This is a genomic window from Bifidobacterium aesculapii, assembly GCF_001417815.1.
In the GTDB taxonomy this organism is placed as follows: domain Bacteria; phylum Actinomycetota; class Actinomycetes; order Actinomycetales; family Bifidobacteriaceae; genus Bifidobacterium; species Bifidobacterium aesculapii.
Map to the genome: position 1 here is coordinate 1 of NZ_BCFK01000071.1, position 25817 is coordinate 25817.

The window sequence follows — 25817 nt, forward strand, 5'->3', positions numbered from 1 at the left end:
GAGCCCACTTCCACCCGTTGCGTATTGTGTGGAGCGATAAAGAAGATACCCAGGCGGAATGAGGAAAGGTCGCACGGAATGAGGGGGTGAACCTGTGCAATCCGATGGTGAACCTGCGCACTGAGGTCTCGAACCTGTGCAGTTCGGTGACGAACCTGCGCGATTGGGCCTTGAACCTGCGCAGTCTGATGGTGAACCTACACATAGGGGGCGTGAAGACCCGCCTGCGCTGTACGGGGTGGCTTCAGGGGTTTCCTTGGCATTCCGGGCTTTTCGGGATGTGGCATATGTGTTCCAGAGCCTTGAGAACGGCTTCTTTCAGCACCCCTATGCGCAGGTTGGGTTCCGGATCGCGCAGGTTGCCCGTCCAACCGCGCAGGTTATGCCCCGAACCGCGCAGGTTTATGACAAGGGGACTGCTCGGCTGGATGTATTGCTTCAATCTTTGTTCGGCAGGCTGAGCGGTGTTTTCCTCAGTGTGGGCTGATGGTTTCCCTAGTATCGTCATCGTTCCAAGGTGAGGATGGAAGCGACGTGCTTGGGGCGGAAGTGACGCTGGGAGAAATCGAGGCGCATCGGATGCCTCTGTCAGTGTCGTTTTCATTCCATCACTGTCTGTACTGTTCCAAGCTTGGAAAGGAAGCGATGCTGAGAGGCTCGTCAGTGTCGTTATCGTCCCAAGGATGGGACGGAAATAACGCGCCTGGAACAAAACCGCCTCGTTTGGGTTGGAAGCGACGTGGAAACGGGCGAAACCAAGGGATGCCGGTCGAAAATAGTATCTCGTGCCGTACATTCGTTGATGAATTGACTCCCCCTCAACCCCACTTCGCGGGCCGGCTCCCCCGATAGGGGGAGCCGAGAATGGGATAAACGAATTTACGGCGCAGGGCAATGGGAGGTGTCTAGCTGCAGTGGATAGTTGACGCATGTATTGGGGCATGGTTGATAGGCTTGGCGGAATCCGCAGGGCCTGATCGACGCGGATTGCTCCTCCCTCAACTTCGATGGGCTGACTTTCCGGGTTGAGGGAGGAGCCAGCCTCGCAGGGCCGATGCGGCACATTCGGCCTGACATCCGCGAAACCGCTGTTTTCCAACGATTACACGTTATCGTCGTCCGGTGGGGATTCCGCACTCAACCCGGATTCGGCCGATTCCCGGGTTGAGTGCGGGGTGCGTTCCTCCCTCAACGCAGGAATCGTCTCTTGCGGAGTTGAGGGAGGTCGTTTTCTCGCACCCAACCCAATGAAACCGCTTTCTCGCAGTTAAGGGAGTAAAAGGGAGCGAAGGGGTGCCGCACCCCACCTGATGAAATCGTTTTTCCGGAGTCGGTGGAGGAGCGGATCAAGTCGGGAGGGGGATGGGGTCATGTACCTGACCGGTTGAATCCGATTCCCCAATGACAGGGAGGAAAAGAAACAGGTCAAGAGAACGAAAGAAGCCACCCCAATCCAATGAAACCGCTTTCCTGAAGTTGAGGGGATTGGCGGGAGGGGAATGCGAGCCGCGCGTCCGGCCGCTTGAAACCGTTCCCCCAATGTCCGGAGAGAAACAGTAAGTCAAGGAGGTGAAGGGACCGCACCCAATCCGATGAGACCGTTTCCCCCCACAGTTCAGAAGAAAGAAGGCGAAAGAAAAGAAGAAAGAAGGAAGAGAAAGAGGAGAAGGCTGAGCGGGACGCTCGCGCTAACGGCCAACATGCCAACTCCACACGAGGGTAAGCCGCAGAGAATAAGCTTTATCTGATTTTCAGGCCGGAGGTGACACGCTAAGCGGATAGTTCGGCGGCTGAGCGAAGGCAGGTCTAGGTTTCGCCGTAGGCGAGTCCGTAGTTGCTGGGCCGAGCCGTTAAGCGGACAGTCCGGTGGACTGTCCGTAGGCTCGGCCTGAGCGAGGCGGTAGCCGAGCGAGGGGGCTGGGGCCGGTCGGGCGCCCGGTCCGACATTGCTGATAGAGGTGAGGTATGAGTCAAACCAGTGCGTTTCCCGCACGTCATCGTGTCGCCGTATGCGTGGCGTGCGTCGCGCTGACCCTCGCGGGCGGCATCGGCTATACGGCAGCCGACGTGTTCGACGTAATCCCCGGCCCGCTCACGCTCGAACCGGTCACGGCGCGCACCTACCCCGATCCGGTGTCGACGGTCGCGGCCGGCGTCGTCGCGGGCGACGCGGATGCCGGCAAGGCGATCGACCGGTCGAAGGCCGAGGAGCTCATCAGGGCGTTCGGCGAGGCGCAGGGTGTGGGTGGCGACTATTCCGTCGCGATCGCCGACGCGCAGGGGAACATCATCGCCGAGCATGAGGCGTCGGCGCCGCGCGAACCGGCGTCGACGACGAAGACGCTCACCGCGTTCGCCGCCGCGTCCACGCTGGACATGGGTTCCACGCTCGACACCGTCACCTCGCTCGTCGATGTGGGCGGCACGCCGACGGTCGTGCTCAAGGGCGGCGGCGACATGCTGCTCGGTGCGGGGGAGAGCGACGCCTCGCACGTCAACGGGCGCGCGGGTCTCGCGACGCTTGCGCGCGAGACCGCCGCCGCGCTGCAAGAGAAGGGCGTCACGTCGGTCGCGGTCCGTGGCGATGACACGCTGTTCGGCGACGACCGCACACCGCAGTCCATCGAGCAGAACAATGACGAGTTCCGCTATTACACGCCGATTTCCTCGATGGCGATTGACGGCGGGCGTGATTGGACGGGTCTTGCGGCGGAGGATGCGGACGGGTTCACGCAGTATCCGGTGCTGTCGCAGACCACGGCGGATGATGTGACCGCCACGTTCAGGACGCTGCTTGCGGCGCAGGGCATCACGGTGGGCGATGATGCCGGTGCCGCCGACGCGAGTGCGGACGGGCAGGGCGAACGGCTGGCCACCGTGCGTTCGGCGCCGCTCAACGAGGTCATGGCGTTCATGCTGCGCCATTCGGACAACACGCTCGCCGAACTGTTCGGCCGGCTCACGGCGTTGAAGCTCGGCACCGGCAACGGTGTCGAGGGGGATGTCAAGGCCGTCGAACAGGTGCTGCGCGAGCATGGCATCTCCACGGAGGGGTTGCATCTGACGAGCTGCTCCGGGTTGGCGCCCGGCACCACGCTCACCGTGAAGACGCTCGTGCAGGTGCAATCGCGTTATGTCTCGCCGGACGGCGGCGCGGCGGCCGCTTCGGAGGGTCTGGCGCTGCCCGGTCTGACCGGCACGGTGAAAGGGCGCGTGGGCGATGAGGCGGCGTTGGGTCTGCTGCGTGTGAAGACGGGCGCCCTGTCCGATGTGCGCGCGTTCGCCGGCAACGCCTCGCGCGTCGACGGCGGCGTGGCCACGTTCGCGGTGATCGTCAACGATCCCGAGGACGGCGCGGCCGCGAACGAGGCCATCGACACGTTCGCGGCCTCCCTGACGAAACTCTGAATACTCCCAGCATCCGCCAAGAAACACGTCACTCGCGTGTGCCAATATGGTGGGCATGCGAATCGCTGACGTACAAGATGACATCGACCACGAGCTGGTCAGCAAAGAGACGATCCAGGCCACCATCGAGCACGCCGCCGCATTGGCGAGCGAGGACTACCGTGGGAAGAACCCGCTGGTCATCGCCGTGCTCAAGGGGGCGGTGAACACGATCGCCGCCTTCTCGCAGGCGCTGTCCATTCCCTGCCAACTCGACTTCATGAGCCTGTCGAGCTACGGTTCGGGCACCACTTCCAGCGGAACGGTCACGATCCGTCAGGATTTGTCGGCCGATGTTCGCGGTAGGCACATTCTCATCGTGGAGGATATCGTTGACTCAGGCCGTACGCTGGCTTGGCTGGTCGGGGAGCTGAAGCGGCGCGGGGCCGCCTCGGTCGAGATCTTCGCCCTTCTGGAGAAGCCCGCGCGCCGCGAGGTGCATGTGGATGTGAAGTACAAGGGGCTGGAGATCCCCGACGAGTTCGTCGTCGGCTTCGGGCTCGACTATGACGAGCGGTACCGCAACCTCGACTCGATCGCCGTGCTCAAGCCGGCAGTGTATCAAGGAGAACAGGCATGAGTTTCCCCCAGGGGCCCGGGCAGCCGAACAACGGCGGCAACGGCAACCCGTTCAACAATCCGTTCCGCCGCGGCAATGACAACAAGGGCAACGGCAACGGGCCGAACCGCAACGGCGGCAAACCGGGCGGCGACAAGCCGTTCTGGCAGTCGCCGTGGCTGTGGGGCGCCGTGGTGGTGGTGCTCGTCGCCATGATGTTCCAGATGTTCGCCGGCACCGGCACGCAGACCATCGACACCAAGGACGGCCTGCAGCTGCTGAACAACGGCCAGGTCGACTACGCGAAGATCGTCGACAACAAGCAGAAGGTCACGCTCGAGCTCAAGAGCGACTACAGCAAGAAGGACCCGGACACCGGCAAGAACCACAACTACGGCGACAAGGTCCAGTTCTACTACACGTTCGCGCAGGGGCAGGATATCCTCAAGGCCGTGCAGAAGGCCGACCCGTCGAAGGGGTGGAGCGCGGACATCGAAGAGACGAGCATGATGAGCTACCTCATCACCTCGATCCTGCCGTTCATCATCTTCTTCGGCCTGTTCTGGTGGCTGATGAGCCGTATGGGCGGCGCCGGCGGCATGCTCGGCATGGGCGGCCGCAAGAACAACGGCAAGCTGCTCGAAGGCCAGACCCCGACCACGAAGTTCTCCGACGTGGCCGGCGAGGACGAGGCGCTCGCCGAGGTCGAGGAGATCAAGGACTTCCTCAAGGACCCGTCCAAGTACAAGGCGCTGGGCGCGCGCATCCCGCGCGGCGTGCTGCTGTACGGCCCTCCCGGCACCGGCAAGACGCTGCTGGCGCGCGCCATCGCCGGCGAGGCGGGCGTGCCGTTCTACGCGATGGCCGGCTCCGACTTCGTCGAGATGTTCGTCGGTCTCGGCGCCTCCCGCGTGCGCGACCTGTTCGAGGAGGCCAAGAAGAACGCCCCCGCGATCATCTTCATCGACGAGATCGACGCCGTCGGCCGCAAGCGCGGCTCCGGCATGTCCGGCGGGCATGACGAACGTGAGCAGACGCTCAACCAGCTGCTCGTCGAGATGGACGGCTTCGACAACGACACGAACCTCATCATCATCGCCGCGACGAACCGCCCCGACGTGCTCGACCCGGCCCTGCTGCGTCCGGGCCGATTCGACCGTCAGGTTGGCGTGGCCGCGCCCGATCTCGAGGGCCGCGAGGCGATCCTCAAGGTGCATGCGAAGGGCAAGCCGTTCGTGCCGGACGTCGACCTGCACATGGTCGCCGTGCGCACGCCGGGCTTCACCGGCGCCGATCTGGCGAACGTGCTCAACGAGGCCGCCCTGCTGTGCGCCCGCGCCGGCGCCCAGCTCATCGACAACCGCGCCATCGACGAGGCCATCGACCGTGTCCAGGCCGGCCCGAAACGCAAGTCGAAGGGCATGGCGCTCGACGAGCTGCGCAACACCGCGTACCACGAGGGCGGTCACGCGCTCGTCGCCGCCGCGCTGCACAACACGGATCCGGTCACCAAGGTGACGATTCTGCCGCGTGGCCGCGCGCTCGGCTACACGGCCGTCATGCCGACCTCCGACCGCTACTCGCAGTCGCGCAACCAGCTGCTCGACCAGATGGCGTACGCGATGGGCGGCCGCACCGCGGAGGAGATCGTCTTCCACGATCCGACCACCGGCGCCTCCAACGACATCGAGAAGGCGACGAAGATCGCCCGCACGATGGTCACCGAATACGGTTTCTCCTCGCAGCTCGGCGCGATCAAATGGTCGGGCGACGAGGATCAGAGCGGCGATCTGGGCGGTCTGGCCCCGCACAACTATTCGAACCGCACCGCGGAGGTCATCGACGACGAAGTACTCAAGCTCGTCGAGACCGCGCACACCGAGGCGTGGAACATCATCAACGAGAACCGTGACATCCTCGACGAGCTCGTGCGCCAGCTGCTCGTCAAGGAGACGCTGAACGAGAAGGAGCTCGCGGCGATCTTCGCACCGATCCGCAAGGCTCCGGTGCGTCAGGTGTGGCTTTCCGACGAGAAGCGCCCGGATTCCGACCTGCCGCCCGTCGAGATTCCCGACTCGCTCAAGCGTTCGGTCGGCATGAAGCCGGGGGAGTGACCGATGGCACGACACGCACACGCGTTGAACGCTTCGGACGAACCCTCCCAGGTGTGCGAGGAGGGCGGGCAGTCCGGCGCGAAGCGCACGGCGAAGCCCGCCGCCTCCAACGCCGGCGAAGCGCACGCCAAACCGCAACCGCATGCCAACCCCGGCACCGAGCCCCGCGCCTATGACGAGGAGGGCGTGCGCAAGGCCGTGCGCCTGTTCCTCACGTCGATCGGCGAGGACCCGGACCGCGAAGGACTCGTCGACACGCCCGACCGCATCGCGCGCGCCGGCCGCGAGCTGTTCGCCGGTCTCGGCGCCTCGCCCGAGCATGTGCTCGAAAAGCATTTCGACGTGGACACCGACGAGCTCGTGCTCGTCAAGAACATCGAACTGTATTCGGTGTGCGAGCATCACCTGCTGCCGTTCCACGGCGTCGCCCACGTGGGGTACATCCCCGCGAAGGACGGGGTCATGGGGCTGAGCAAGCTGGCCCGTCTGGTCGAGGTGTACGCGCGCCGCCCGCAGGTGCAGGAGCGTCTCACCCAGCAGATCGCCGACGCGCTCGTCGATTTCGCGGGCGCGCGCGGCGTGATCGTCGTCACCGAGTGCGAGCACCTGTGCATGTCGATGCGCGGTGTGAAGAAGTCGGAGGCGCGCACGGTCACCTCCGCGGTGCGCGGGCTGCTGCGCAACCCGGCCACGCGCGCCGAGGCGATGAGCCTCATCATGAGCAGGTAGCCGGGCGCGGGGAACGTGGTTCGCGCCCATGCGCGGCGCAATGGATTCGGCGGTGAGGCTCCCGGGCAGGGGGCCTCACGTCGCGAAAGGGGAGAATCATGACGGACACGGATAAGGCCGACAAGACCGACAAGACGGATACGGCCGACAAGACCGATATGCAGGCATTGCACGACAGCACGCGCACGCTCGTGATGGGCGTGCTCAACATCACCGAGGACTCGTTCTCCGACGGCGGCCTGTGGCTCGACCCAAAGGCCGCCGCCGGCCACGGCCGCGCGATGATGGACGCCGGCGCCGACATCATCGACATCGGCGCGGAATCGACGCGCCCCGGCGCCAAGCGCGTCAGCGAGGAGGACGAGCTCGCGCGCGTGACGGGCGCGGTGAACGCGCTCATCCCCGCCGGCGCGGTGCTGTCCATCGACACGACGCGCGCCTCGGTCGCCGCCGCGGCGCTCGACGCGGGCGCGCAGATCATCAACGACGTCTCCGGCGGCACGCTCGACACGGAGCTGCCGCACGTCGTCGCCGACCACGATTGCCTGTACATCGTGCAGCATTGGCGCGGCTGGCTCGCCGGCTCCAAGACCGGCACACCCGACGCCGACACCTCGCACTACGCGCATGGCGTGCTGAAGGACGTGCACGACGAGCTCATGCGCCAGGTCGATGCCGTGCTCGCCGCCGGCGTCGCGCCCGAACGCGTGATCATCGACCCGGGTCTGGGCTTCTCCAAGCCCGGCATCGAACACAATCTGCCGCTGCTCGCCGGGCTCGACACGTTCCGCGCGACCGGATACCCGGTGCTCATCGGGCAGTCGCGCAAACGCTTCATCGGCGCCATCCTCGCCGAAGCGGGCTTCGAGAATCTGACGATGGACGCGCGCGACGACGCCACCGCCGCGTTCAGCGCGCTGTGCGCGGAACACGACGCGTGGGCGGTGCGCGTGCACGACGTGGCACGCTCCCGCGCCGCCGTCGCCGTCGGGAACACGTGGCGCACGTACGCCGCCGCGCGGTGACGGCCGCGGCGGCATGACGGCAACGAACGACGGGAGGACCATGGACACGATACGACTGACCGGCGTGCGCGCGAACGGCACGCACGGCGTACTCGACTTCGAACACGAACGCGCGCAGCCGTTCATCGTCGACGCGACGCTCCACCTCGACCTCGCCGCCGCCGGCCGCTCCGACGCGCTCGGCGACACTGTCGACTATGGTCGCGCCGCCAAGGAGATCGTCGCCGTCATCGAAGGCGCGCACGTCGACCTCATCGAACGGCTCGCGCAGATCATCGCCGACCGGCTGCTCGCCATCGACCCGATCCGCACGGTCGACGTGACCGTGCACAAGCCGCACGCGCCGATCACCGTGCCGTTCGACGACGTGGCCGTGAGCATCACGCGTTCGCGGGATGCGGGCGCGACGCACCGGGCGGTCATCGCGCTCGGCGGCAATCTCGGCGACGTGGAGGCGACGCTGCGCGACGCCGTGCGGCGCATCGACGGGCTCGACGGCACGCAGGTCACCGGCGTCTCGCCGCTCTACCGCACCGCCGCGTGGGGCATGGAGGACGGCACGCCCGACTTCCTCAACGCGGTACTCGAAGCGACCACCACGCTCGACGCGCACGCGCTGCTCGCCGGACTCGCGCGCATCGAGGCCGATCACGGGCGCACGCGCGAGGACCACTGGTCCAGCCGCACCCTCGACCTCGACATCATCGACTACGACGGGCGTGAATCCGACGACCCGAACCTGACCCTGCCGCATCCGCGCGCATGGCAGCGGGCGTTCGTGCTCGTGCCGTGGGCCGCACTCGACCCGCACGCCGACCTGCCCGGCATGCACGGCGGCCCGGTGCGCGAACTCGCCGAAGGACTTCTCGCCGAGGCGGACGGCGACGAACCGCCCGTCACGCTGGCGAAACGCGACTGGCTGGGCGGCGGCGTGCGCGTCGGGCGTGACTCCCGCGAAAGCGCGACCGGCGCCGCCGGCACCGGTTCTGCGGGTGCCGGAAGTGCCGGCACGGGTTCCGCCGCCGGCACCGGGAGCACCGGCGGCGGGGGCGCGCAAGACGGCGGGTACGACCTCACGGTGGGGGAGACGGTCCCTCTCGCCGCCGTCATCTCGATGGACTCCACGTCCACCGACGCGGAAACCCTGTTCCGCGAAGCCATCGTCGCCATCGACGGACTGCCCGGCACGCAGGTCGACGGCATCTCGCCCCTCTACCACGTCAGCAGCTTCGACGGCCCCGACGCGATGAGCGCCGTCATCCAGATCGAGACGAAACTCGGCGCACGCGCCCTCATCGCCGCGCTCGGCACCATCGAACGCACGCACGGCGGCGCGCTCGACCTCGACCTCGTCGACATGCAGGACGTCGTCTCCGACGACCCCGACTGCCGCGTGCCATGGCCCTCCGCGAAGACCCGGGCCGCCGTGCTCGCCCCATGGATGGACATGGACCCGGACGCCACGCTCGGCGGCGACCCGGTCTCGTTCCTGCTCGCCATGGCCCCGGACGCGGGACTAGTCGGGCAGCTGTCCGACAGCTGGATCATCGGAGCGAAATGACGGGATACGACGCCACGGCGGAACGACCGGCGTCGGAAAGGACACGCACATGAGCGCACACAGAACACCATGGTGGCAGCCCGTGCTCGGCATCGTGCTCGGGCTCGCGGCCGGCGCGGGCGTCGCGCTGCTCGGCGAACGCTACGGGCTCACCCTGATCGGCGCGCCCTGGTTCGTGGCCGCCGTGCTCGTCGCCATCGGCGTGCTCGTGCTCGTGCTCGCCATCAACGTGCACAAATACGCGACCACCGACCCGCGCAAACGCCCACGCACCTTCATCAACCCGACCATCGCGTTCAACACGCTGGTCCTCGCGAAGGCGCTCGTCCTCGCAGGAGCGGCGCTCGCCGGCTGGTATTTCGGGCAGATCATCCCGTCGATCGGGCATATGGAGGCCGAGTTCTACGCGCAGGCCGTGATCGAATGCGCCGTGACCGGCGTGGTATGTCTGCTGGACATGATCGTCGGGCTGGTGTCGGAATGGCTGTGCCAACTGCCGCCGAACGAGGGGCCGGAGAACCCGAAGATGAAGGAGGCGACGCGCGCCCGCGGCGTGGCGCCCGCGGCCGCCAGAACCACCACCGAGCGTCTCGGCGCAGGGCGCGGCGCCGGCGCGTAGGCGCGCGCCCGCAACCGAGGTGCCCGCCCGCAGGCGACGCGGCGCGCGAGACGCGACACGCGCGGGCCGCTTATGCACACCGGCGAAACGTGTTACATTGCGTAGCTGATTTGATAACCGCATGCCGCTTGGCGTTTCCACGCCAGACGGCATGCGGTTTTTCGTTGCCCTCCGAGACCCGGACGTTAGGGGTTCTCGACGTTCACCGATGACGCGACCGTGCCACCGCGGTGTTCTCCACACGCGGGACGCACGGTGCGCGAAGCCATGCGGAACGTCGCTCGGAGACGGCGCGAGCAAACAGTGGAAGAAGAGGTATTCCGTTGTCCGAACAGACAGCCAATCAGCACAAGACGCAACAGGACGAGAGCCGTCAGGCCAAGCCGCATCTGGACGGAGTGGCCTATGAGGTCGCGACGCCCGCGCCCGGCGGCGAACCCGCGCCGCGCTTCGCGCATCCGCACCGTGTGATGCTCGGCCTGTACTTCGCCGTGTTCCTCGGCATGCTGTCCGAAACGTCGATGAACATCGCCATCCCCGACCTCATGGATGACTTCGGCGTCTCCTCCGGCACCGCGCAGTGGATGGTCGTCGGCTACATGCTCGCCATCGGCGTGGTGCTGCCGTGCGTCGGATTCCTGCTCAAATGGGTGAAGGCTAAGACGCTCGTCATCGCCTCCCTCGTCTGCTTCCTCGCGGGCGCGATCGTGTGCACATTCGCCCCCACGTTCCCCGTGCTGCTCGCCGGCCGCATCGCGCAGGGCGTGAGCACCGGCGTGGTGCTGCCCACCATGTACGCGGCCATCATGCGCGTGTTCCCGCCGCATCGCATCGGCGCCGCGAACGGCGTCGCCGGCCTCGTCATCATGTTCGCGCCGGTCATCGGCCCGACCATCGCCGGCGCGCTCATCGGCGCGATCTCCTGGCGTGCGATCTTCGCGCTGTTCGCCGTCATCGCCGTCATCGCGCTCGCCTGCACCGCGGCGTTCTTCGTCACGCCGATTGAACGCACGCGCCCGGCCGTCGACGTGCCCTCCATCATCGCCTCCGCGCTCGGCTTCGGCTGTCTCGTCGCCGGCGTGAGCCTCGTCGCCGACATGGGCTTCTCGCCGCTCGTCGTCACGCTGCTCGTCGCGGGCGTCGTCGTGCTCGCGTTCTACGCGTACCGCCAGCTGCACATCGCGGCGCCGCTGCTCGACCTGCGCGCGCTCGGCGTGGCCGCGTTCCGCACGCCCGCGATCATGGTGAGCTGCTCGTTCGCGTGCACGCTCGCGTTCATGTACCTCGTGCCGCAGGAGCTGCAGCGCGGCCTCGGCCTGAGCTCCACCGTCGCCGGCCTGCTCATGCTGCCCGGCGGCGTCGTCAACGCCGTCTGCACGCTGATGGCCGGTCGTCTGTTCGACCGTCACGGCGCGAAACGACTCGTGTGGATCGGTGCGGCGATGACGGTCGTCGGCGGCGCCCTGTTCGCCGCGATCGGCGTCGGTTCGCCCGTCGCGCTGTTCCTCGCCGCGCACATCATCGTGATGGTCGGCATCCCGTTCATCCAGCAGTCCACGCAGTCCGCCGCATTGAAGGCGCTGCCGGGCCGCATGGCCGCCGACGGCAGCACCATCCTCAACACGATGCAGCAGGTGTTCGGCGCGATCTCCACCGCCGTCGCCACCTGCCTGCTCGGCCTCGGGCAGACGCGCTACCTGGCCGGCGGCGGCACGGACCCGCAGTGGGGATTCGTGACGGGCTCACGCTACGGCTACCTGTTCGGTCTGGCGCTGATCGCCATCGTGTTCGCGTTCTCGTTCGCGCTGCGCGAGCGCACGCACGAGCCGGAACTGACGACGGTGGACGTCGAGATCGCCGGACGGGAGGAGAAGGTCGTCGCGGCGTGACGTGATGTGACGCGTGGCGTGCAGCGATGCGCGCCGACGTGCGCCTACGTGCGCAAGCCGTGACGTGGACGCGCACCGGCCTGTGAACGGGTGTTCCCCTATACTGGGAACACCCGTTTTTCCGTATTCCGTGGGAATCCTCAACCAACAAGGGAGCAATCAGGGAGCGCCATGAACAAGGCAATCATCACCGTCGTCGGACAGGACACCGTCGGCATCATCGCACGCGTGTGCACGTACCTCTCCAACCACCACGTCAACGTGCTCGACATCTCGCAGACCATCATCGACGGCTTCTTCAACATGATGATGATCGTCGACTACTCGGACTCCGACAAGGAATTCAGCGCCATGGTCGGCAACCTGGGGGATCTCGGCGACGACATCGGCGTGCGCATCCGCTGCCAGCGCGAGGAGATCTTCACCAAGATGCACCGAATCTGACGAAGCCCATCCCGCCAACGTTCCAGAAGGAAGCAACACCATGCTGAATATCATGGAGGTCCACGAGACCAACCAGATGATCGAGCAGGAGAAGCTCGACGTGCGCACCATCACGATGGGCATCTCGCTGCTCGACTGCGCGGCGGCCGACGTCGACGTGACGTGCGACAACATCTACCGCAAGATCACCACGTACGCGAAGGACCTCGTCTCCACCGGCGAGGACATCGAACGCGACTACGGCATCCCGATCGTCAACAAGCGCATCACCGTCACCCCGATCTCGCTGGTCGGCGCCAGCTGCTGCAAGACCAGCGGCGATTTCGTCAAGATCGCGCACGCGCTCGACCGTGCGGCCAAGGAGGTCGGCGTCAACCTGATCGGCGGTTATTCGGCGCTCGTCTCCAAGGCGATGACCCCGGCCGAGGAGCTGCTCATCCGTTCCCTGCCGCAGGCCCTCGCCGAGACCGACGTGGTCTGCTCGTCGGTGAACGTGGGTTCCACGAAGACCGGCATCGACATGAACGCGGTCGAGCTGCTCGGCCACATCGTCAAGGACATCGCGCACGCCACCGCAGACATCGACTCCTACGGCTGCGTGAAGTTCGTCGCGTTCTGCAACGTGCCCGACGACAACCCGTTCATGGCGGGCGGCTTCCACGGCGTGACCGAAGGCGACGCGGTCATCAACGTGGGTGTCTCCGGCCCGGGCGTGGTCTCGCGTGCGCTCGACGCCGCCAAGGGCAAGGACTTCGAGTTCCTGTGCGAGACGATCAAGCGCACCGCGTTCAAGATCACGCGTGTGGGCCAGCTCGTCGCTCAGGAGGCGAGCCGTCGTCTCGGCGTGCCGTTCGGCATCATCGACCTTTCGCTCGCGCCCACCCCGGCCGTCGGCGATTCGGTCGGCGAGGTGCTGGAGAAGATCGGCATCGAGCAGGTGGGCGCCCCCGGCACGACCGCGGCGCTCGCCATGCTCAACGACCAGGTGAAGAAGGGCGGCATCATGGCGTCGTCCTACGTGGGCGGCCTGTCCGGCGCGTTCATTCCGGTTTCCGAAGACAAGAACATGATCGACGCGGCCGGCAGCGGGTGCCTGACCATCGAGAAGCTCGAGGCAATGACCTGCGTGTGCTCGGTCGGCCTCGACATGATCGCCATCCCCGGCGACACTTCGGCGGCCACGATCTCCGGCATCATCGCCGACGAGGCCGCCATCGGCATGGTCAACCAGAAGACCACCGCCGTGCGCGTCATCCCGGTCGAGGGCAAGGGCGTGGGCGAGATGGCGAACTTCGGCGGGCTCATGGGCTACGCGCCGATCATCCCGGTGAACCAGGTCTCGTGCGAGGCGTTCGTCACGCGCGGCGGCCGCATCCCCGCCCCGATCCACAGTTTCAAGAACTGAGAGGCCTCGGCCGGGCTGATACGCCGCGTCTGATTGGCCGGCTCCCGTGTGCGGCCTGTCTGCGCATCCCGTCTCGTGCTGTGGAACCCGCCTCGGGGGAGGGGGTGGCCTAAGCTCGGTGCGGAATTCGCGGACGGCCGCACACGGAAGCCGGCCCCTTGATCGGGGCGGTCGGGCAGCGTGCGGCCGACCATGCGCATGCGACCGCAGGCCATGGAGGGAGCCGCGCGCACGAGCACAGTTACGAGCACAGGATGAGGACGATTATGGGCAACGAGGTCAACCCGGAACAGGTCAATTCCGAACAGGTCAACCCGGAACAGGTCAACCCGGAGGACAAAGTCGAGAAGATGTTCGAATACGGCTACCGCAAGTCGAACTACGGACCGGACGAACTCGTGACCGACGCGCACGGCAACCCGATCTCCGTGGTCGACGCGATGCTCTCCGCCGAAAAGGCAGCCGAAACGGAGACCGTCACCCCGCACCTGTGCTACTACAGCCCGCGCATCCCCGGCAACACCGGCTCGGCGATCCGCCTGTGCGCGGTCACCGGCACGATCCTGCACCTGGTCGAACCGCTCGGCTTCAACCTGCGCGACACGAAGCTGCGCCGCGCCGGCCTCGACTACCACGACATGGCGCACGTCGTACTGCACCCGAACTTCGAGAACCTCGTCGAATCGATGCCGAACTCGCGCATCATCGCGTTCACCGCGCACGCCACGAAGCTGTACACGGACATCGAATACAAACCGACCGACATCCTGCTGTTCGGGCCGGAACCGGGCAACATCCCCGACCCGATGGACATCATGGAAGGCCCGCACGTGGCCGAACAGGTACGCCTGCCGATGCGCCCGAGCCTGCGCAGCCTCAACCTCACCAACTGCGCGTCGATCGCCATCTACGAGGCGTGGCGTCAGCTCAACTTCGCGGGCGGCCGGTGACCGGCACCGCCCACGTGCCCGCCTCCGGCAACACCGTTTCCCGCGCCGCACATGCCCGGCTCCGCCTCGCCGCGTGGTGGGAGGCGAACGCGCGCGACCTGCCGTGGCGCTTCGGCCGCGCGACCCCGTGGGGCGTGCTGGTCTCCGAGGTGATGAGCCAGCAGACGCAGATGAGCCGCGTCGTACCGTACTGGACCGCATGGATGGACCGTTGGCCCGACGCCGCCGCGCTCGCCGCCGCGCCGAAATCCGACGTGATCACCATGTGGGGCCGTCTCGGCTACCCGCGCCGCGCGTTGCGCCTGCAGGAGTGCGCGCGCGTCGTCGCCACGGAGTGCGGCGACGAGCTGCCGCGCACGTATGACGCACTGATCGCGCTGCCCGGCGTGGGCGACTACACGGCCAGCGCGGTGATGAGCTTCGCGTACGGCGAGCGGATCGCCGTCGTCGACACGAACATCCGCCGCGTGCTCAGCCGCGTCTTCCTCGGCGAGGAGTCGCGCGGTGGGGCGGCGAATGCGGCGGAACGCGCGCTCGCGGATGAGGTGCTGCCGGCCGATGCCTCGCGTTCGGTCGTGTGGAATCAGTCGGTGATGGAGCTGGGCGCGCTGGTGTGCACGGCGAAGAACCCGCTGTGCGCTCACTGCCCGGTGGCCGGCGACTGCATGTTCCTCGCCGCCGGGCGTCCGGGGCTGGGGGAGCGTCGCACGCGGCCGCGCCAGCGCTTCCAGGGTACGGACCGCCAGGTGCGCGGCATCGTCCTCGACGCGTTGAGGAAGGCGCCCGGCGTGTCCGGGGAGGGCGCGTCCGTGCTGGAGCGTGCGACGGTGGAATCGTTGTGGAAGGACCGCGACCAGCTCGACCGGTGCGTGGCGAGCCTCGACGAGGACGGGCTCATCGAGATCGCGCCCGACGGGAGTCTGCGTCTGCCGCAGTGATGGGCCCTGTGCGCGTCTCGCGTCGAACCTCACAGGCATCATGTGAAGATACGCGGACAGTCGTGTGCGGCCGGTTCCGGGGCCGTACACTGGGAGCCGTCAGTGCGGCGTGAAGGAATGGTATGGGTACGAAGGGCACGAACAAGCGCGGGCCGGTCGGTCGCAAGCCGCGCAAGCGCAAGCTGAGCAAACGGCAGCGGGCGATCTACCGTCGCCGTCGCATCGTCGTCGGCGCGGCGCTCGTGCTGCTGCTCGCGCTCGCCGTGTTCTGCGCGTACAGTCTCGCGCGCGGCGCCGGCGCCGTGTGGGGCGCGACGTACGGCAGCGTGAGCCGCGTGCCGCTGGAGCGCGGCACGTCGCCCACGCCGCATCACAGTTCCGGCGTGAAGGACTGCGCCGCGAAGGACACGCGTCTGACGCTCACCGCGAAGGCCGCGACGGTGCCGGTGGGCGGTTCGCTCGAATTCACCGCGACGATCGAGCATGTGGGTTCGGATTCCTGCCTGATCGACGCTTCGGATTCGGGGCGCGTGCTGACGGTCTCCTCCGGCTCGGACGTGGTGTGGAGGTCCGACTCCTGCCCGACGGACGCGCGGATGCTGCTCATGGCGAAGGGCGACAAGGACGTCAAGTCGATCTCCTGGGGCGCGAACCGGACGGGTGCCGAATGCGTGGAGAACCAGGATGACCTGCCGAAGGTGGACCGTGGCTCCTACACCGCGCAGCTGAGTCTGAAAGGCGATCCGAAGACGGTGAGCGAGAAGGTCGTCGTCGAGGTCCAGTAGCCCGGCAGGGAGCGGGCGGCGGCGCGATGGGGGCGCATTATACGCCTCCATCGACGATCGCGCCGCATCCCCGCGTGTATTGTCCTCCTGTACAGCTATAGTTCATTGTTTGCATACGGTGTGTCATATTGCGGGCATGCCTCCATTCACCGAAGCTCGCATAGGCATATGGTGGCCATGCGCGCTTCGACGGGGAAAACGAACACATAGCGAGCGATAAGGAACGTCCATTGGCTACTGAAGCTACGACGAACACCACCACCATCTCCGCGCGCGCCGACCAGCACGACATCGACCTGCACAAGGCGTCGGACCGCGTGAACTTCGGTTCCATCAAGGAACCCATCGATGTGCCCTACCTGCTGGGCGTCCAGACCGACAGCTTCGACTGGCTGATCGGCAACGAGCGCTGGAAGGCGCGCGTCGCGAAGGACGAGGAGAACGGCACCATCACCACGCCGCACACCTCGGGCCTTGACGAGGTCTTCAACGAGATCTCCCCGATTGAGAACTTCGCGCAGACCATGTCCCTGACCTTCTCCGACCCGTACTTCGAGGAGCCGCGCCACACGGTCCAGGAGTGCAAGGAGAAGGACTACACCTACTCCGCCCCGCTGTACGTGAACGCCGAGTTCGAGAACGGCGAGACCGGCGAGATCAAGTCCCAGACCGTGTTCATGGGCGACTTCCCGCTGCAGACCGCGCACGGCACGTTCATCATCGGCGGCACCGAGCGCGTCATCGTCTCCCAGCTCGTGCGCTCCCCGGGCGTCTACTTCGACCGCCAGCAGGACCGCACCTCCGACAAGGAGGTCTTCGGCGCGAAGATCATCCCGAGTCGCGGCGCGTGGCTCGAGTTCGAGATCGACAAGAAGGACCAGCCGCAGGTGCGCGTGGACCGCAAGCGCAAGCAGTCCGCGATCGTCTTCCTCATGGCCATCGGCATGACCAAGCCGGAAATCCGCGAGGCGTTCGCGGATTACCCGCTGGTGCTCGACGCGCTGGAGAAGGAGACCCTGCAGACCCAGGACGAGGCCCTCGTCGACCTGTACCGCAAGATCCGCCCGGCGGACACCCCGACCCCGGAGGCGGGCAAGAACCTGCTCGACTCCTTCTACTTCAACACGAAGCGCTACGATCTGGCGCGCGTCGGCCGCTACAAGATCGACCGCAAGCTCGGTCTGGAGAACGAGGTCAACGACCGCTCCCTGCACCGTGACGACATCATCGCCACCATCAAGTACCTGTGCACGCTGCACGACGGCAAGTCCACCTTCCCGGGCAAGCGCGACGGCCAGGACGTCGACCTGCGCGTCGACGTCGACGACATCGACCACTTCGGCAACCGCCGCATCCGCCAGGTCGGCGAGCTGATCCAGAACCAGCTGCGCACCGGCCTGAGCCGCATGGAGCGCGTCGTGCGCGAGCGCATGACCACGCAGGACGCCGAGGCGATCACGCCGCAGTCCCTCATCAACATCCGCCCGGTGAACGCCACCATCAAGGAGTTCTTCGGCACCTCGCAGCTGTCGCAGTTCATGGACCAGAACAACCCGCTGTCCGGTGTGACGAACAAGCGCCGTCTCTCCGCGCTGGGCCCCGGCGGCCTGTCGCGCGACCGCGCCTCCATGGAGGTGCGCGACGTGCACCCGTCCCACTTCGGCCGCATGTGCCCGATCGAGTCCCCTGAAGGCCCGAACATCGGTCTGATCGGCTCGCTGGCGACCTTCGGCCGCGTCAACCCGTTCGGCTTCATCGAGACCCCGTACCGCAAGGTCGTCGACGGCCACGTGACCGACGAGGTCGAGTACATGACCGCCGACCGCGATCTCGACCACGTGATCGCTCAGGCCAACCAGGAGCTCGACGAGAACGGCAACTTCGTCCAGGACGAGGCCCTCGCCCGAGTCGGCGAGGAGGAGGCCGTCGATGTGCCGGTCAGCCAGGTCGACTACATGGACGTCTCCCCGCGCCAGATGGTCTCCCTCGGCGCCTCGCTGATCCCGTTCCTCGAGCACGACGAGGGCCACCGAGCGCTGATGGGCACCAACATGCAGCGCCAGGCCGTGCCGCTGATCGAATCCGAGCGCCCGCTCGTGGGCACCGGCTCCGAATGGCGCACCGCCAACGATTCCGGCGACGTCATCAAGTCGGAGAAGGACGGCGTGGTCACCTACGTCTCCGCCGACATGATCCGTGTGATGAACGACGACGGCACCACCAGCTCCTACAAGCTGGCCAAGTTCCAGCGTTCCAACCAGACCACCTGCTACAACCAGCGACCGATCGTCCACGACGGCGAGCGTGTGGAGGCCGGCAGCGTGATGGCCGACGGCCCGGCGATCGAGAAGGGCGAGCTCGCGCTCGGCAAGAACCTGCTCATCGCGTTCATGCCGTGGAACGGCTACAACTACGAGGACGCCGTCATCATCTCGCAGCGTCTCGTGCAGGACGACACCCTCTCCTCCATCCACATCGAGGAGTACGAGATCGACGCCCGCGAGACCAAGCTGGGCGCCGAGGAGATCACCCGCGACCTGCCGAACGTCGGCGAGGACGCGGTCGCGAACCTCGACGAGCGCGGCATCATCCGCATCGGCGCAGAGGTCGAGGCCGGCGACATCCTCGTCGGCAAGGTCACCCCGAAGGGCGAGACCGAGCTGACCCCGGAGGAGCGCCTGCTGCGCGCCATCTTCGGCGAGAAGTCCCGCGAGGTGCGCGACACCTCGCTGCGCGTGCCCCACGGCGAGACCGGCACCGTCATCGGCGTCAAGGAGATCACCCGCGAGGACGCCGAGGAGGACGGCGACGAGCTGCCCAACGGCGTCAACCAGATGATCCGCGTGTACATCGCCCAGCACCGCAAGATCACGGTGGGCGACAAGCTCTCCGGCCGCCACGGCAACAAGGGCTGCATCTCGCGCATCCTGCCCGAGGAGGACATGCCGTTCCTCGCGGACGGCACCCCGGTCGACATCATGCTCAACCCGCTCGGCGTGCCGTCGCGAATGAACCTCGGCCAGGTGCTCGAACTGCACCTCGGCTGGATCGCGCACTCCGGCTGGGACATCTCCCTCGACCCGGACCTCGAGGCCGAGTGGAAGAAGTACGTGCCGAACGGCGCCGAGAAGGCCGAGCCGAACACGCCGGTCGCCACCCCGGTGTTCGACGGCGTCAAGCCGGACGTCCTCAAGGGCCTGCTGTCCACCACGCTGCCGAACCGCGACGGCGACCGTCTGGTCGGCCCGGACGGCAAGGCCACGCTGTTCGACGGCCGCACTGGCGAGCCGTTCGCGCGTCCGATCTCCGTGGGCTACATGTACATGCTCAAGCTGCACCACCTGGTCGACGACAAGATCCACGCCCGCTCCACCGGCCCGTACTCGATGATCACCCAGCAGCCGCTGGGCGGCAAGGCGCAGTTCGGCGGCCAGCGCTTCGGCGAAATGGAGGTGTGGGCCCTCGAGGCCTACGGCGCCGCGTACACGCTGCACGAGATGATGACCACCAAGTCCGACGACGTGGACGGCCGCGTGCGCGTCTACGGCGCGATCGTCAAGGGCGAGAACCTGCCGCCGGCGGGCATCCCGGAGTCCTTCAAGGTGCTCCTCAAGGAGATGCAGTCCCTGTCCCTGAACGTCGAGGTGCTGAACGCCGAAGGCCAGGCCATCGACATGAAGGACGAGGACGACGACCCGTCCAGCTCCTCCGACGACCTCGGGTTCAACATCGGCGCCCGCCCCGACGCGGCCGCCAAGGAGGACCAGGCCGCCCCTCAGCCCGAATACCAGTGAGACCAATCGAGAACGTAAGCAAGCGTAAGTAAGGACACAAACACAGTGCTGGACGTTAACGCATTTGACAAGCTTCGCATCGGCCTGGCCACCGCGGACGATATCCACGGCTGGAGCAAGGGCGAGGTCAAGAAGCCTGAGACCATCAACTACCGCACCCTCAAGCCGGAGAAGGACGGCCTGTTCGGCGAGCAGATCTTCGGACCGACCCGCGACTGGGAGTGCGCCTGCGGCAAGTACAAGCGCGTGCGCTTCAAGGGAATCGTCTGCGAGCGATGCGGCGTCGAGGTCACCCGTTCCCGCGTGCGCCGCGAGCGCATGGGCCACATCGAGCTGGCCGCGCCCGTGACCCACATCTGGTTCTTCAAGGGTGTGCCGTCCCGTCTGGGCTACATGCTCAACGTCACCCCGAAGGACCTGGAGAAGGTCATCTACTTCGCCTCCTACATGGTCACCGCCGTGAACGAGGAGCAGCGCCACCAGGACCTGCCCGACCTGCAGGACGAGTTCGACCACGAGATCGCCAACTTCGAGAAGCGTCGCGACGTCGAGATCGAGGAACGCGCCAAGAAGGTCGAGGCCGATCTGCACGAGCTCGAGGAGGCCGGCGAGGCCAAGGGCTCCGCGAAGGCCAAGCTGCGCAACGGCGCCGAGCGCGACATGGCGGCCATCCGCCAGCGCTACGACGACCAGATCGCGCGCCTGAACGCCGTGTTCGACAAGTTCAAGAAGCTCAAGGCCGGCGACATCATCGACGACGTGGACCTGTGGCGTGAGATGCAGGACCGCTACGAGGACTACTTCGAGGGCTCCATGGGCGCCGAGGCGGTCAAGAAGCGCCTGCAGTCGCTCGACCTCGAGGCCATCGCCGCCGAGCTGCGCGAGGAGATCAAGGACGCGTCCGAGCAGCGCAAGACCAAGGCGCTTAAGCGCCTCAAGGTCGTCAACGCGTTCCTGTCCACCGGCAACAAGCCGGAGGCCATGGTGCTCGACGTGATCCCGGTCATCCCGCCGGATCTGCGCCCGATGGTCCAGCTGGATGGCGGACGCTTCGCGACCTCCGACCTCAACGACCTGTACCGTCGCGTCATCAACCGCAACAACCGACTCAAGCGCCTCATCGAGCTCGGCGCCCCGGAGATCATGCTCAACAACGAGAAGCGCATGCTCCAGGAGGCCGTCGACTCCCTGTTCGACAACGGCCGCCGCGGCCGCCCGGTCACCGGTGCCTCGAACCGCCCGCTGAAGTCCCTGTCCGACATGCTCAAGGGCAAGCAGGGCCGCTTCCGCCAGAACCTGCTCGGCAAGCGCGTCGACTACTCCGGCCGTTCCGTGATCGTCGTCGGCCCGTCGCTGCGCATGCACCAGTGCGGTCTGCCGAAGCCGATGGCGCTCGAGCTGTTCAAGCCGTTCGTCATCAAGCGTCTCGTCGACATGAACTACGCGCAGAACATGAAGAGTGCCAAGCGCATGGTCGACCGCGGCGACACCGAGGTGTACGGCGTGCTCGAGGAGGTCATCTCCGAGCACCCGGTGCTCCTCAACCGCGCGCCTACGCTGCACCGTCTGGGCATCCAGGCCTTCGAACCGATCCTGGTCGAAGGCAAGGCCATCCACCTGCCGCCGCTCGCCTGCGCCGCGTTCAACGCCGACTTCGACGGCGACCAGATGGCCGTGCACCTGCCGCTGTCCGCGGAGGCGCAGGCCGAGGCCCGCTCGCTGATGATGGCGTCCGACAACATCCTCAAGCCGGCCGACGGCCACACCGTGACCATGCCGTCCCAGGACATGATCCTCGGCCTGTACTACCTGTCCACCGTGGTGGACGGCGTCAAGGGCCAGGGCCGCGTGTTCTCCTCGCTGGCCGAGGCCGAGATGGCGCTCGACCTGCACGAGATCGACATGCAGGCCAAGGTGCTCATTCGCGTGCCGAAGAACTTCAACCTGCCGGTCGGCTGGGAGCCGGGCGAGGTTAAGGTCGCCGATCCGGACGCCCAGAACGGCGAGACCGTCGTCAAGGAGGAACGCTTCCAGGACGGCACCACGCTGTTCGCCACCTCCTACGGCCGCGTGCTGTTCAACGAGACCCTGCCGGTCGACTACCCGTTCGTCAACGAGCAGGTCGGCAAGAAGCGCCTCGCCAAGATCGTCGACGACATCGCGACCCGCTACTCCACCGCCCAGGTGGCCGCCTCCCTCGACGCGCTGAAGGATCTCGGCTTCACCCGCGCCCCGTGGTCCGGCGTGTCCTTCGCGTTCTCCGACGTCATCGAGCCGGGCGAGCGCAACGCGCTGGTCGCCAAGTACGAGGACGAGGCCGCCCAGGTCAACGACAACTTCGAGATGGGTCTTCTGACCGAGGAGGAGCGCCGCCAGGAGCTCATCGACCTGTGGACCAAGTGCACCGCCGAGGTCTCCAAGGCCGTCGAGCACGACTTCGATCCGCTCAACAACCTCGCCATCATCGTCCAGTCGGGCGCGCGAGGCAACATGATGCAGATCAACCAGATCGCCGGCATGCGTGGCCTCGTGGCCAACCCGAAGGGCGAGATCATCCCCCGTCCGGTGAAGTCCAACTACCGTGACGGTCTGTCCGTGCTGGAGTACTTCATCTCCCAGCACGGCGCGCGCAAGGGTCTGGCCGATACCGCACTGCGTACCGCCGAGTCGGGCTACCTGACCCGTCGTCTCGTGGACGTCTCGCAGGACGTCATCGTGCGCGAGGAGGACTGCGGCACCAAGCAGGGCATTGACATCCGCGTGGCCGACCGCGACGCCGACGGCAACCTCGTGCTCGTCAAGAACGCGGACGGCGGCCCGTACTCCCGTCTGCTCGCGGCCGACGTCGTCGACCCGGCCGACGGCACCACCGTGCTGTACAAGCGTGACGACGCCCTGTCCATGGACGTGCTCAACGACCTCGTCGCCCACGGCGTCGAATTCGTCAAGTGCCGTTCCGTGCTGTCCTGCGCCTCCAAGCGCGGCGTGTGCGCGAAGTGCTACGGCTGGTCGATGGCCACCAACAAGCTGGTCGACGTCGGCGAGACCGTCGGCATCGTCGCGGCCCAGTCCATCGGCGAGCCCGGCACCCAGCTGACGCTGCGTTCCTTCCACTCCGGCGGCGTCGCCTCGGCGTCCGACATCACGCAGGGTCTTCCGCGTGTCACCGAGCTTTTCGAAGCCCGCACGCCGAAGGGCGAGTCCCCGATCACCGAGTTCGCCGGCACCATCAAGGTGGTGGACGGCGACCGCGGCCGCCAGGTCATCCTCACCCCGGACTCCGACTCCGGCGCCCCGGTCGAGGACGGCGAGATCAAGCCGATCACGTACAACGTCTCCCGCCGCGTGCCGCTGCTGGTGAAAGACGGCGAGCACGTCGCCACCGGCACCCAGATCATCGAGGGCTCCGTCGACCCGAAGAAGATTCTGCGCATCCTCAACAAGCGCGCCGCGCAGATGAACATCGTCGAGGAGGTGCACAACGTGTACCGCTCCCAGGGCGTGGACATCCACGACAAGCACATCGAGGTCATCGTGCACCAGATGAGCCGTCGCGTCACCGTGATCGACTCCGGCGAGACCGATCTGCTGCCCGGCGAGCTGGTCGACCAGCAGCGCTTCCGCGAGGTCAACAAGGCCGCCGTGCAGGCCGGCAAGAAGCCGGCTTCCGGCCGCCCGGAGCTCATGGGCATCACCAAGGCCTCGCTGGCCACCGACTCGTGGCTGTCCGCCGCCTCCTTCCAGGAGACGACGCGTGTGCTCACCGACGCCGCCCTGAACCAGAAGGTCGACGACCTCAAGGGTCTCAAGGAGAACGTCATCATCGGTAAGCTCATCCCGGCCGGCACCGGCCTGGCCCGCTACCGCAACGCGGTGGTCGAGCCGGACAAGGCGATCCGCGACACCATCTACCCGAACTTCGGTCTGGGTGGCGAAGCGGACGGCGAGGGCCTCGACTTCACCGACGGCGACATGAGCGATGTGGACTTCTCCAACATCGACTTCGGCGACCTGAAGCTCGGCGAGGACTTCAACCCGGACGACTTTCTCGACGACCAGGGCGGCACCGCCGATTTCGGTTCCGATGACGACTCCGGTCTGAACCTGCCCGGCGACGATTCCACCGACGGCGGCTCCGCCTCCACCGGTGACGACGCTTCCGCCGGCGACGATCCGACCGCCATCGTCTGATCGCACGTGGCCGCTCATGCGGCCCCTCCGCATCATCCGTGCAGGCCATGTTCTGAAACGTCCATGGCTTGCACGGATGATGCACGATGGTATTTCCGCCCATTGGGGCGCCCCTTTTCGGCCGAGCCGATCCGGTGCCCATGCCAGGCGCCTATGCGCGGCATGGTCCTTTCCACCGGATCGGCTCGGCTGTTTCGTATTCGCCTATCCAACGTCCCCAGCGGACGGCGGCGCCGCCAAGCCCGTCGACTTCGGCATCGCGCTGGAGATCGGCAAGGGCGAGCACCAGCTCATCGGCGACAACCGCCAGCTCGGCACGCCGGGCTTCGGCGCCCCGGAACAGTTTTTTGAAACCGGTGCCGCCGAAACGTTCGTCAACGGCAAGCCGGCCACCGAATACGATGCCGCCAAGGGCGTCTTCACGATCACGCTCGATCAGGAAGGTTTCTACGACTTCGACAAGTTCAGTGCGACCATCACCGATCGCGCCGCCGATGCGCGCAAGGACAACGGCATCCTCGCTACGAAGGTGAAGGACAAGATCAACTACAACGTCATCGTCGCCGACGTGGTCAACGACAACAAGATTGCGGTGACCATCAACTATGCACATGTCGTGGATACTGTACGTGCAGGATACCGATGCCGGCGATCTCTTTACGGTGACGCGTAATCAGACTTCGAGAGCGGCCGCATCGAATTACAGCTCGAATGATGAGTGATACCCGATTCCAATTAAGAAGGTCTTGCTTCTTTATCTGGCACTGCGGTTTGACATCGGGATTGCGCGGCTGGGGCTCGTGGTCGGGGTATGAGTCTGTGCATGAGCCTGTGCAGTTTGGTCTCGAACTTGTACAGTCGAGGGATGAACCTGCGCGGTTTGATTCCGAACCTGTACGGTCTAATGACGAACTTGTACGATTGTGGCTTGAACCTGCGCAGTCTGATGGCGAACCTGCTCATAGGGGTCGTGAAGGCTTGCTTGGGTTGGGCGGGGAGGTGTTGGTGATTTTCCTTGGTATTCCGGGCTTTTCGTGATGTGGTGTATGCGTTCCAGAACCTTGTGGAGGGCTTCTTTCAGCACCCCTGTGCGCAGGTTGGGGCTTGGACTGCGCAGGTTGGCCGTCTGACTACGCAAGTTATACCCTGAACCGCGCAGGTTCACGACAAAGGGTGATAAGGGGTTGTACGGCCGGACAATCATAGGGTTATGCGGCCGAACAAATGCTGGAGGATGCTCGGACGGATAGGCATGAGCTTGCCCGACCAAGCAACACGAGGCTATTTGGCCGGATAAACATAGGAGTGGATTGTCTGGGCAAACGTGAGGGTACTCGGTCGTACAAGCATAGAATTGCCCGGCTGAG

Annotated in this window: 17 protein-coding genes; 16 read left to right on the forward strand and 1 reads right to left on the reverse strand. The window is 66.2% G+C overall.

Annotated elements, in window-relative coordinates; genetic code table 11:
* Positions 1-244: 244 nt before the first annotated feature.
* Positions 245-712: a hypothetical protein gene (locus BFAL_RS11135; protein ID WP_160319057.1), complete on the reverse strand. Its 468-nt coding sequence runs from the start codon at positions 710-712 to the stop codon at positions 245-247.
* A gap of 1253 nt (positions 713-1965) precedes the next feature.
* On the opposite strand from BFAL_RS11135, the gene BFAL_RS09605 reads away from it, so the two are divergent.
* The 16 genes from BFAL_RS09605 to BFAL_RS09680 all read left to right on the forward strand — a co-directional run bounded on the left by BFAL_RS09605 (position 1966) and on the right by BFAL_RS09680 (position 25123).
* A complete protein-coding gene (locus BFAL_RS09605) occupies positions 1966-3408 on the forward strand; it encodes a D-alanyl-D-alanine carboxypeptidase/D-alanyl-D-alanine-endopeptidase (RefSeq protein WP_055428162.1) in 1443 nt (480 codons plus the stop codon).
* A 55-nt stretch (positions 3409-3463) separates the two neighbouring features.
* The gene (gene hpt, locus BFAL_RS09610; RefSeq protein ID WP_152973635.1) at positions 3464-4027 is read left to right on the forward strand and encodes a hypoxanthine phosphoribosyltransferase; all 564 of its coding nucleotides are present in this window, start codon (positions 3464-3466) and stop codon (positions 4025-4027) included.
* The gene (gene ftsH / locus BFAL_RS09615) at positions 4024-6120 is read left to right on the forward strand and encodes an ATP-dependent zinc metalloprotease FtsH (RefSeq protein ID WP_055428164.1); all 2097 of its coding nucleotides are present in this window, start codon (positions 4024-4026) and stop codon (positions 6118-6120) included. The genes hpt and ftsH overlap by 4 nt, the downstream gene beginning before the upstream one ends.
* A 3-nt stretch (positions 6121-6123) precedes the next feature.
* Positions 6124-6849, forward strand: coding sequence for a GTP cyclohydrolase I FolE (gene folE, locus BFAL_RS09620; protein ID WP_269082773.1), 726 nt, complete (start codon positions 6124-6126; stop codon positions 6847-6849).
* Between the two features lie 98 nt (positions 6850-6947).
* Complete coding sequence (folP, locus tag BFAL_RS09625) at positions 6948-7874, forward strand: dihydropteroate synthase (protein ID WP_055428165.1); 927 nt, start codon at positions 6948-6950, stop codon at positions 7872-7874.
* Between the two features lie 40 nt (positions 7875-7914).
* On the forward strand, positions 7915-9435 hold the full coding sequence (gene folK, locus BFAL_RS09630) for a 2-amino-4-hydroxy-6-hydroxymethyldihydropteridine diphosphokinase (RefSeq protein WP_055428166.1): 1521 nt from the start codon (positions 7915-7917) through the stop codon (positions 9433-9435).
* A gap of 49 nt (positions 9436-9484) precedes the next feature.
* The gene (locus BFAL_RS09635; protein ID WP_055428167.1) at positions 9485-10054 is read left to right on the forward strand and encodes a DUF3180 domain-containing protein; all 570 of its coding nucleotides are present in this window, start codon (positions 9485-9487) and stop codon (positions 10052-10054) included.
* 398 nt (positions 10055-10452) lie between these two features.
* Positions 10453-11943: an MFS transporter gene (locus tag BFAL_RS09640; protein WP_306345432.1), complete on the forward strand. Its 1491-nt coding sequence runs from the start codon at positions 10453-10455 to the stop codon at positions 11941-11943.
* 171 nt (positions 11944-12114) lie between these two features.
* On the forward strand, positions 12115-12387 hold the full coding sequence (locus tag BFAL_RS09645; protein ID WP_055428168.1) for an ACT domain-containing protein: 273 nt from the start codon (positions 12115-12117) through the stop codon (positions 12385-12387).
* Between the two features lie 40 nt (positions 12388-12427).
* The gene (locus BFAL_RS09650; RefSeq protein WP_055428169.1) at positions 12428-13792 is read left to right on the forward strand and encodes a PFL family protein; all 1365 of its coding nucleotides are present in this window, start codon (positions 12428-12430) and stop codon (positions 13790-13792) included.
* Between the two features lie 350 nt (positions 13793-14142).
* Complete coding sequence (locus tag BFAL_RS09655) at positions 14143-14742, forward strand: tRNA (cytidine(34)-2'-O)-methyltransferase (protein ID WP_152973638.1); 600 nt, start codon at positions 14143-14145, stop codon at positions 14740-14742.
* Between the two features lie 14 nt (positions 14743-14756).
* Complete coding sequence (locus BFAL_RS09660; RefSeq protein WP_055428197.1) at positions 14757-15680, forward strand: iron-sulfur binding domain-containing protein; 924 nt, start codon at positions 14757-14759, stop codon at positions 15678-15680.
* Positions 15681-15802: 122 nt separating this feature from the next.
* Complete coding sequence (locus BFAL_RS09665) at positions 15803-16465, forward strand: hypothetical protein (RefSeq protein WP_082440516.1); 663 nt, start codon at positions 15803-15805, stop codon at positions 16463-16465.
* 230 nt (positions 16466-16695) lie between these two features.
* Entirely contained in the window at positions 16696-20259 is a 3564-nt protein-coding gene (gene rpoB, locus BFAL_RS09670) for a DNA-directed RNA polymerase subunit beta (RefSeq protein WP_055428170.1), read from the forward strand.
* 45 nt (positions 20260-20304) lie between these two features.
* Positions 20305-24450 (forward strand): DNA-directed RNA polymerase subunit beta', encoded by a 4146-nt coding sequence (locus tag BFAL_RS09675; protein WP_055428171.1) that lies wholly within the window; start codon positions 20305-20307, stop codon positions 24448-24450.
* 16 nt (positions 24451-24466) lie between these two features.
* Positions 24467-25123: a hypothetical protein gene (locus BFAL_RS09680; RefSeq protein ID WP_152973636.1), complete on the forward strand. Its 657-nt coding sequence runs from the start codon at positions 24467-24469 to the stop codon at positions 25121-25123.
* Positions 25124-25817 lie beyond the last annotated feature (694 nt).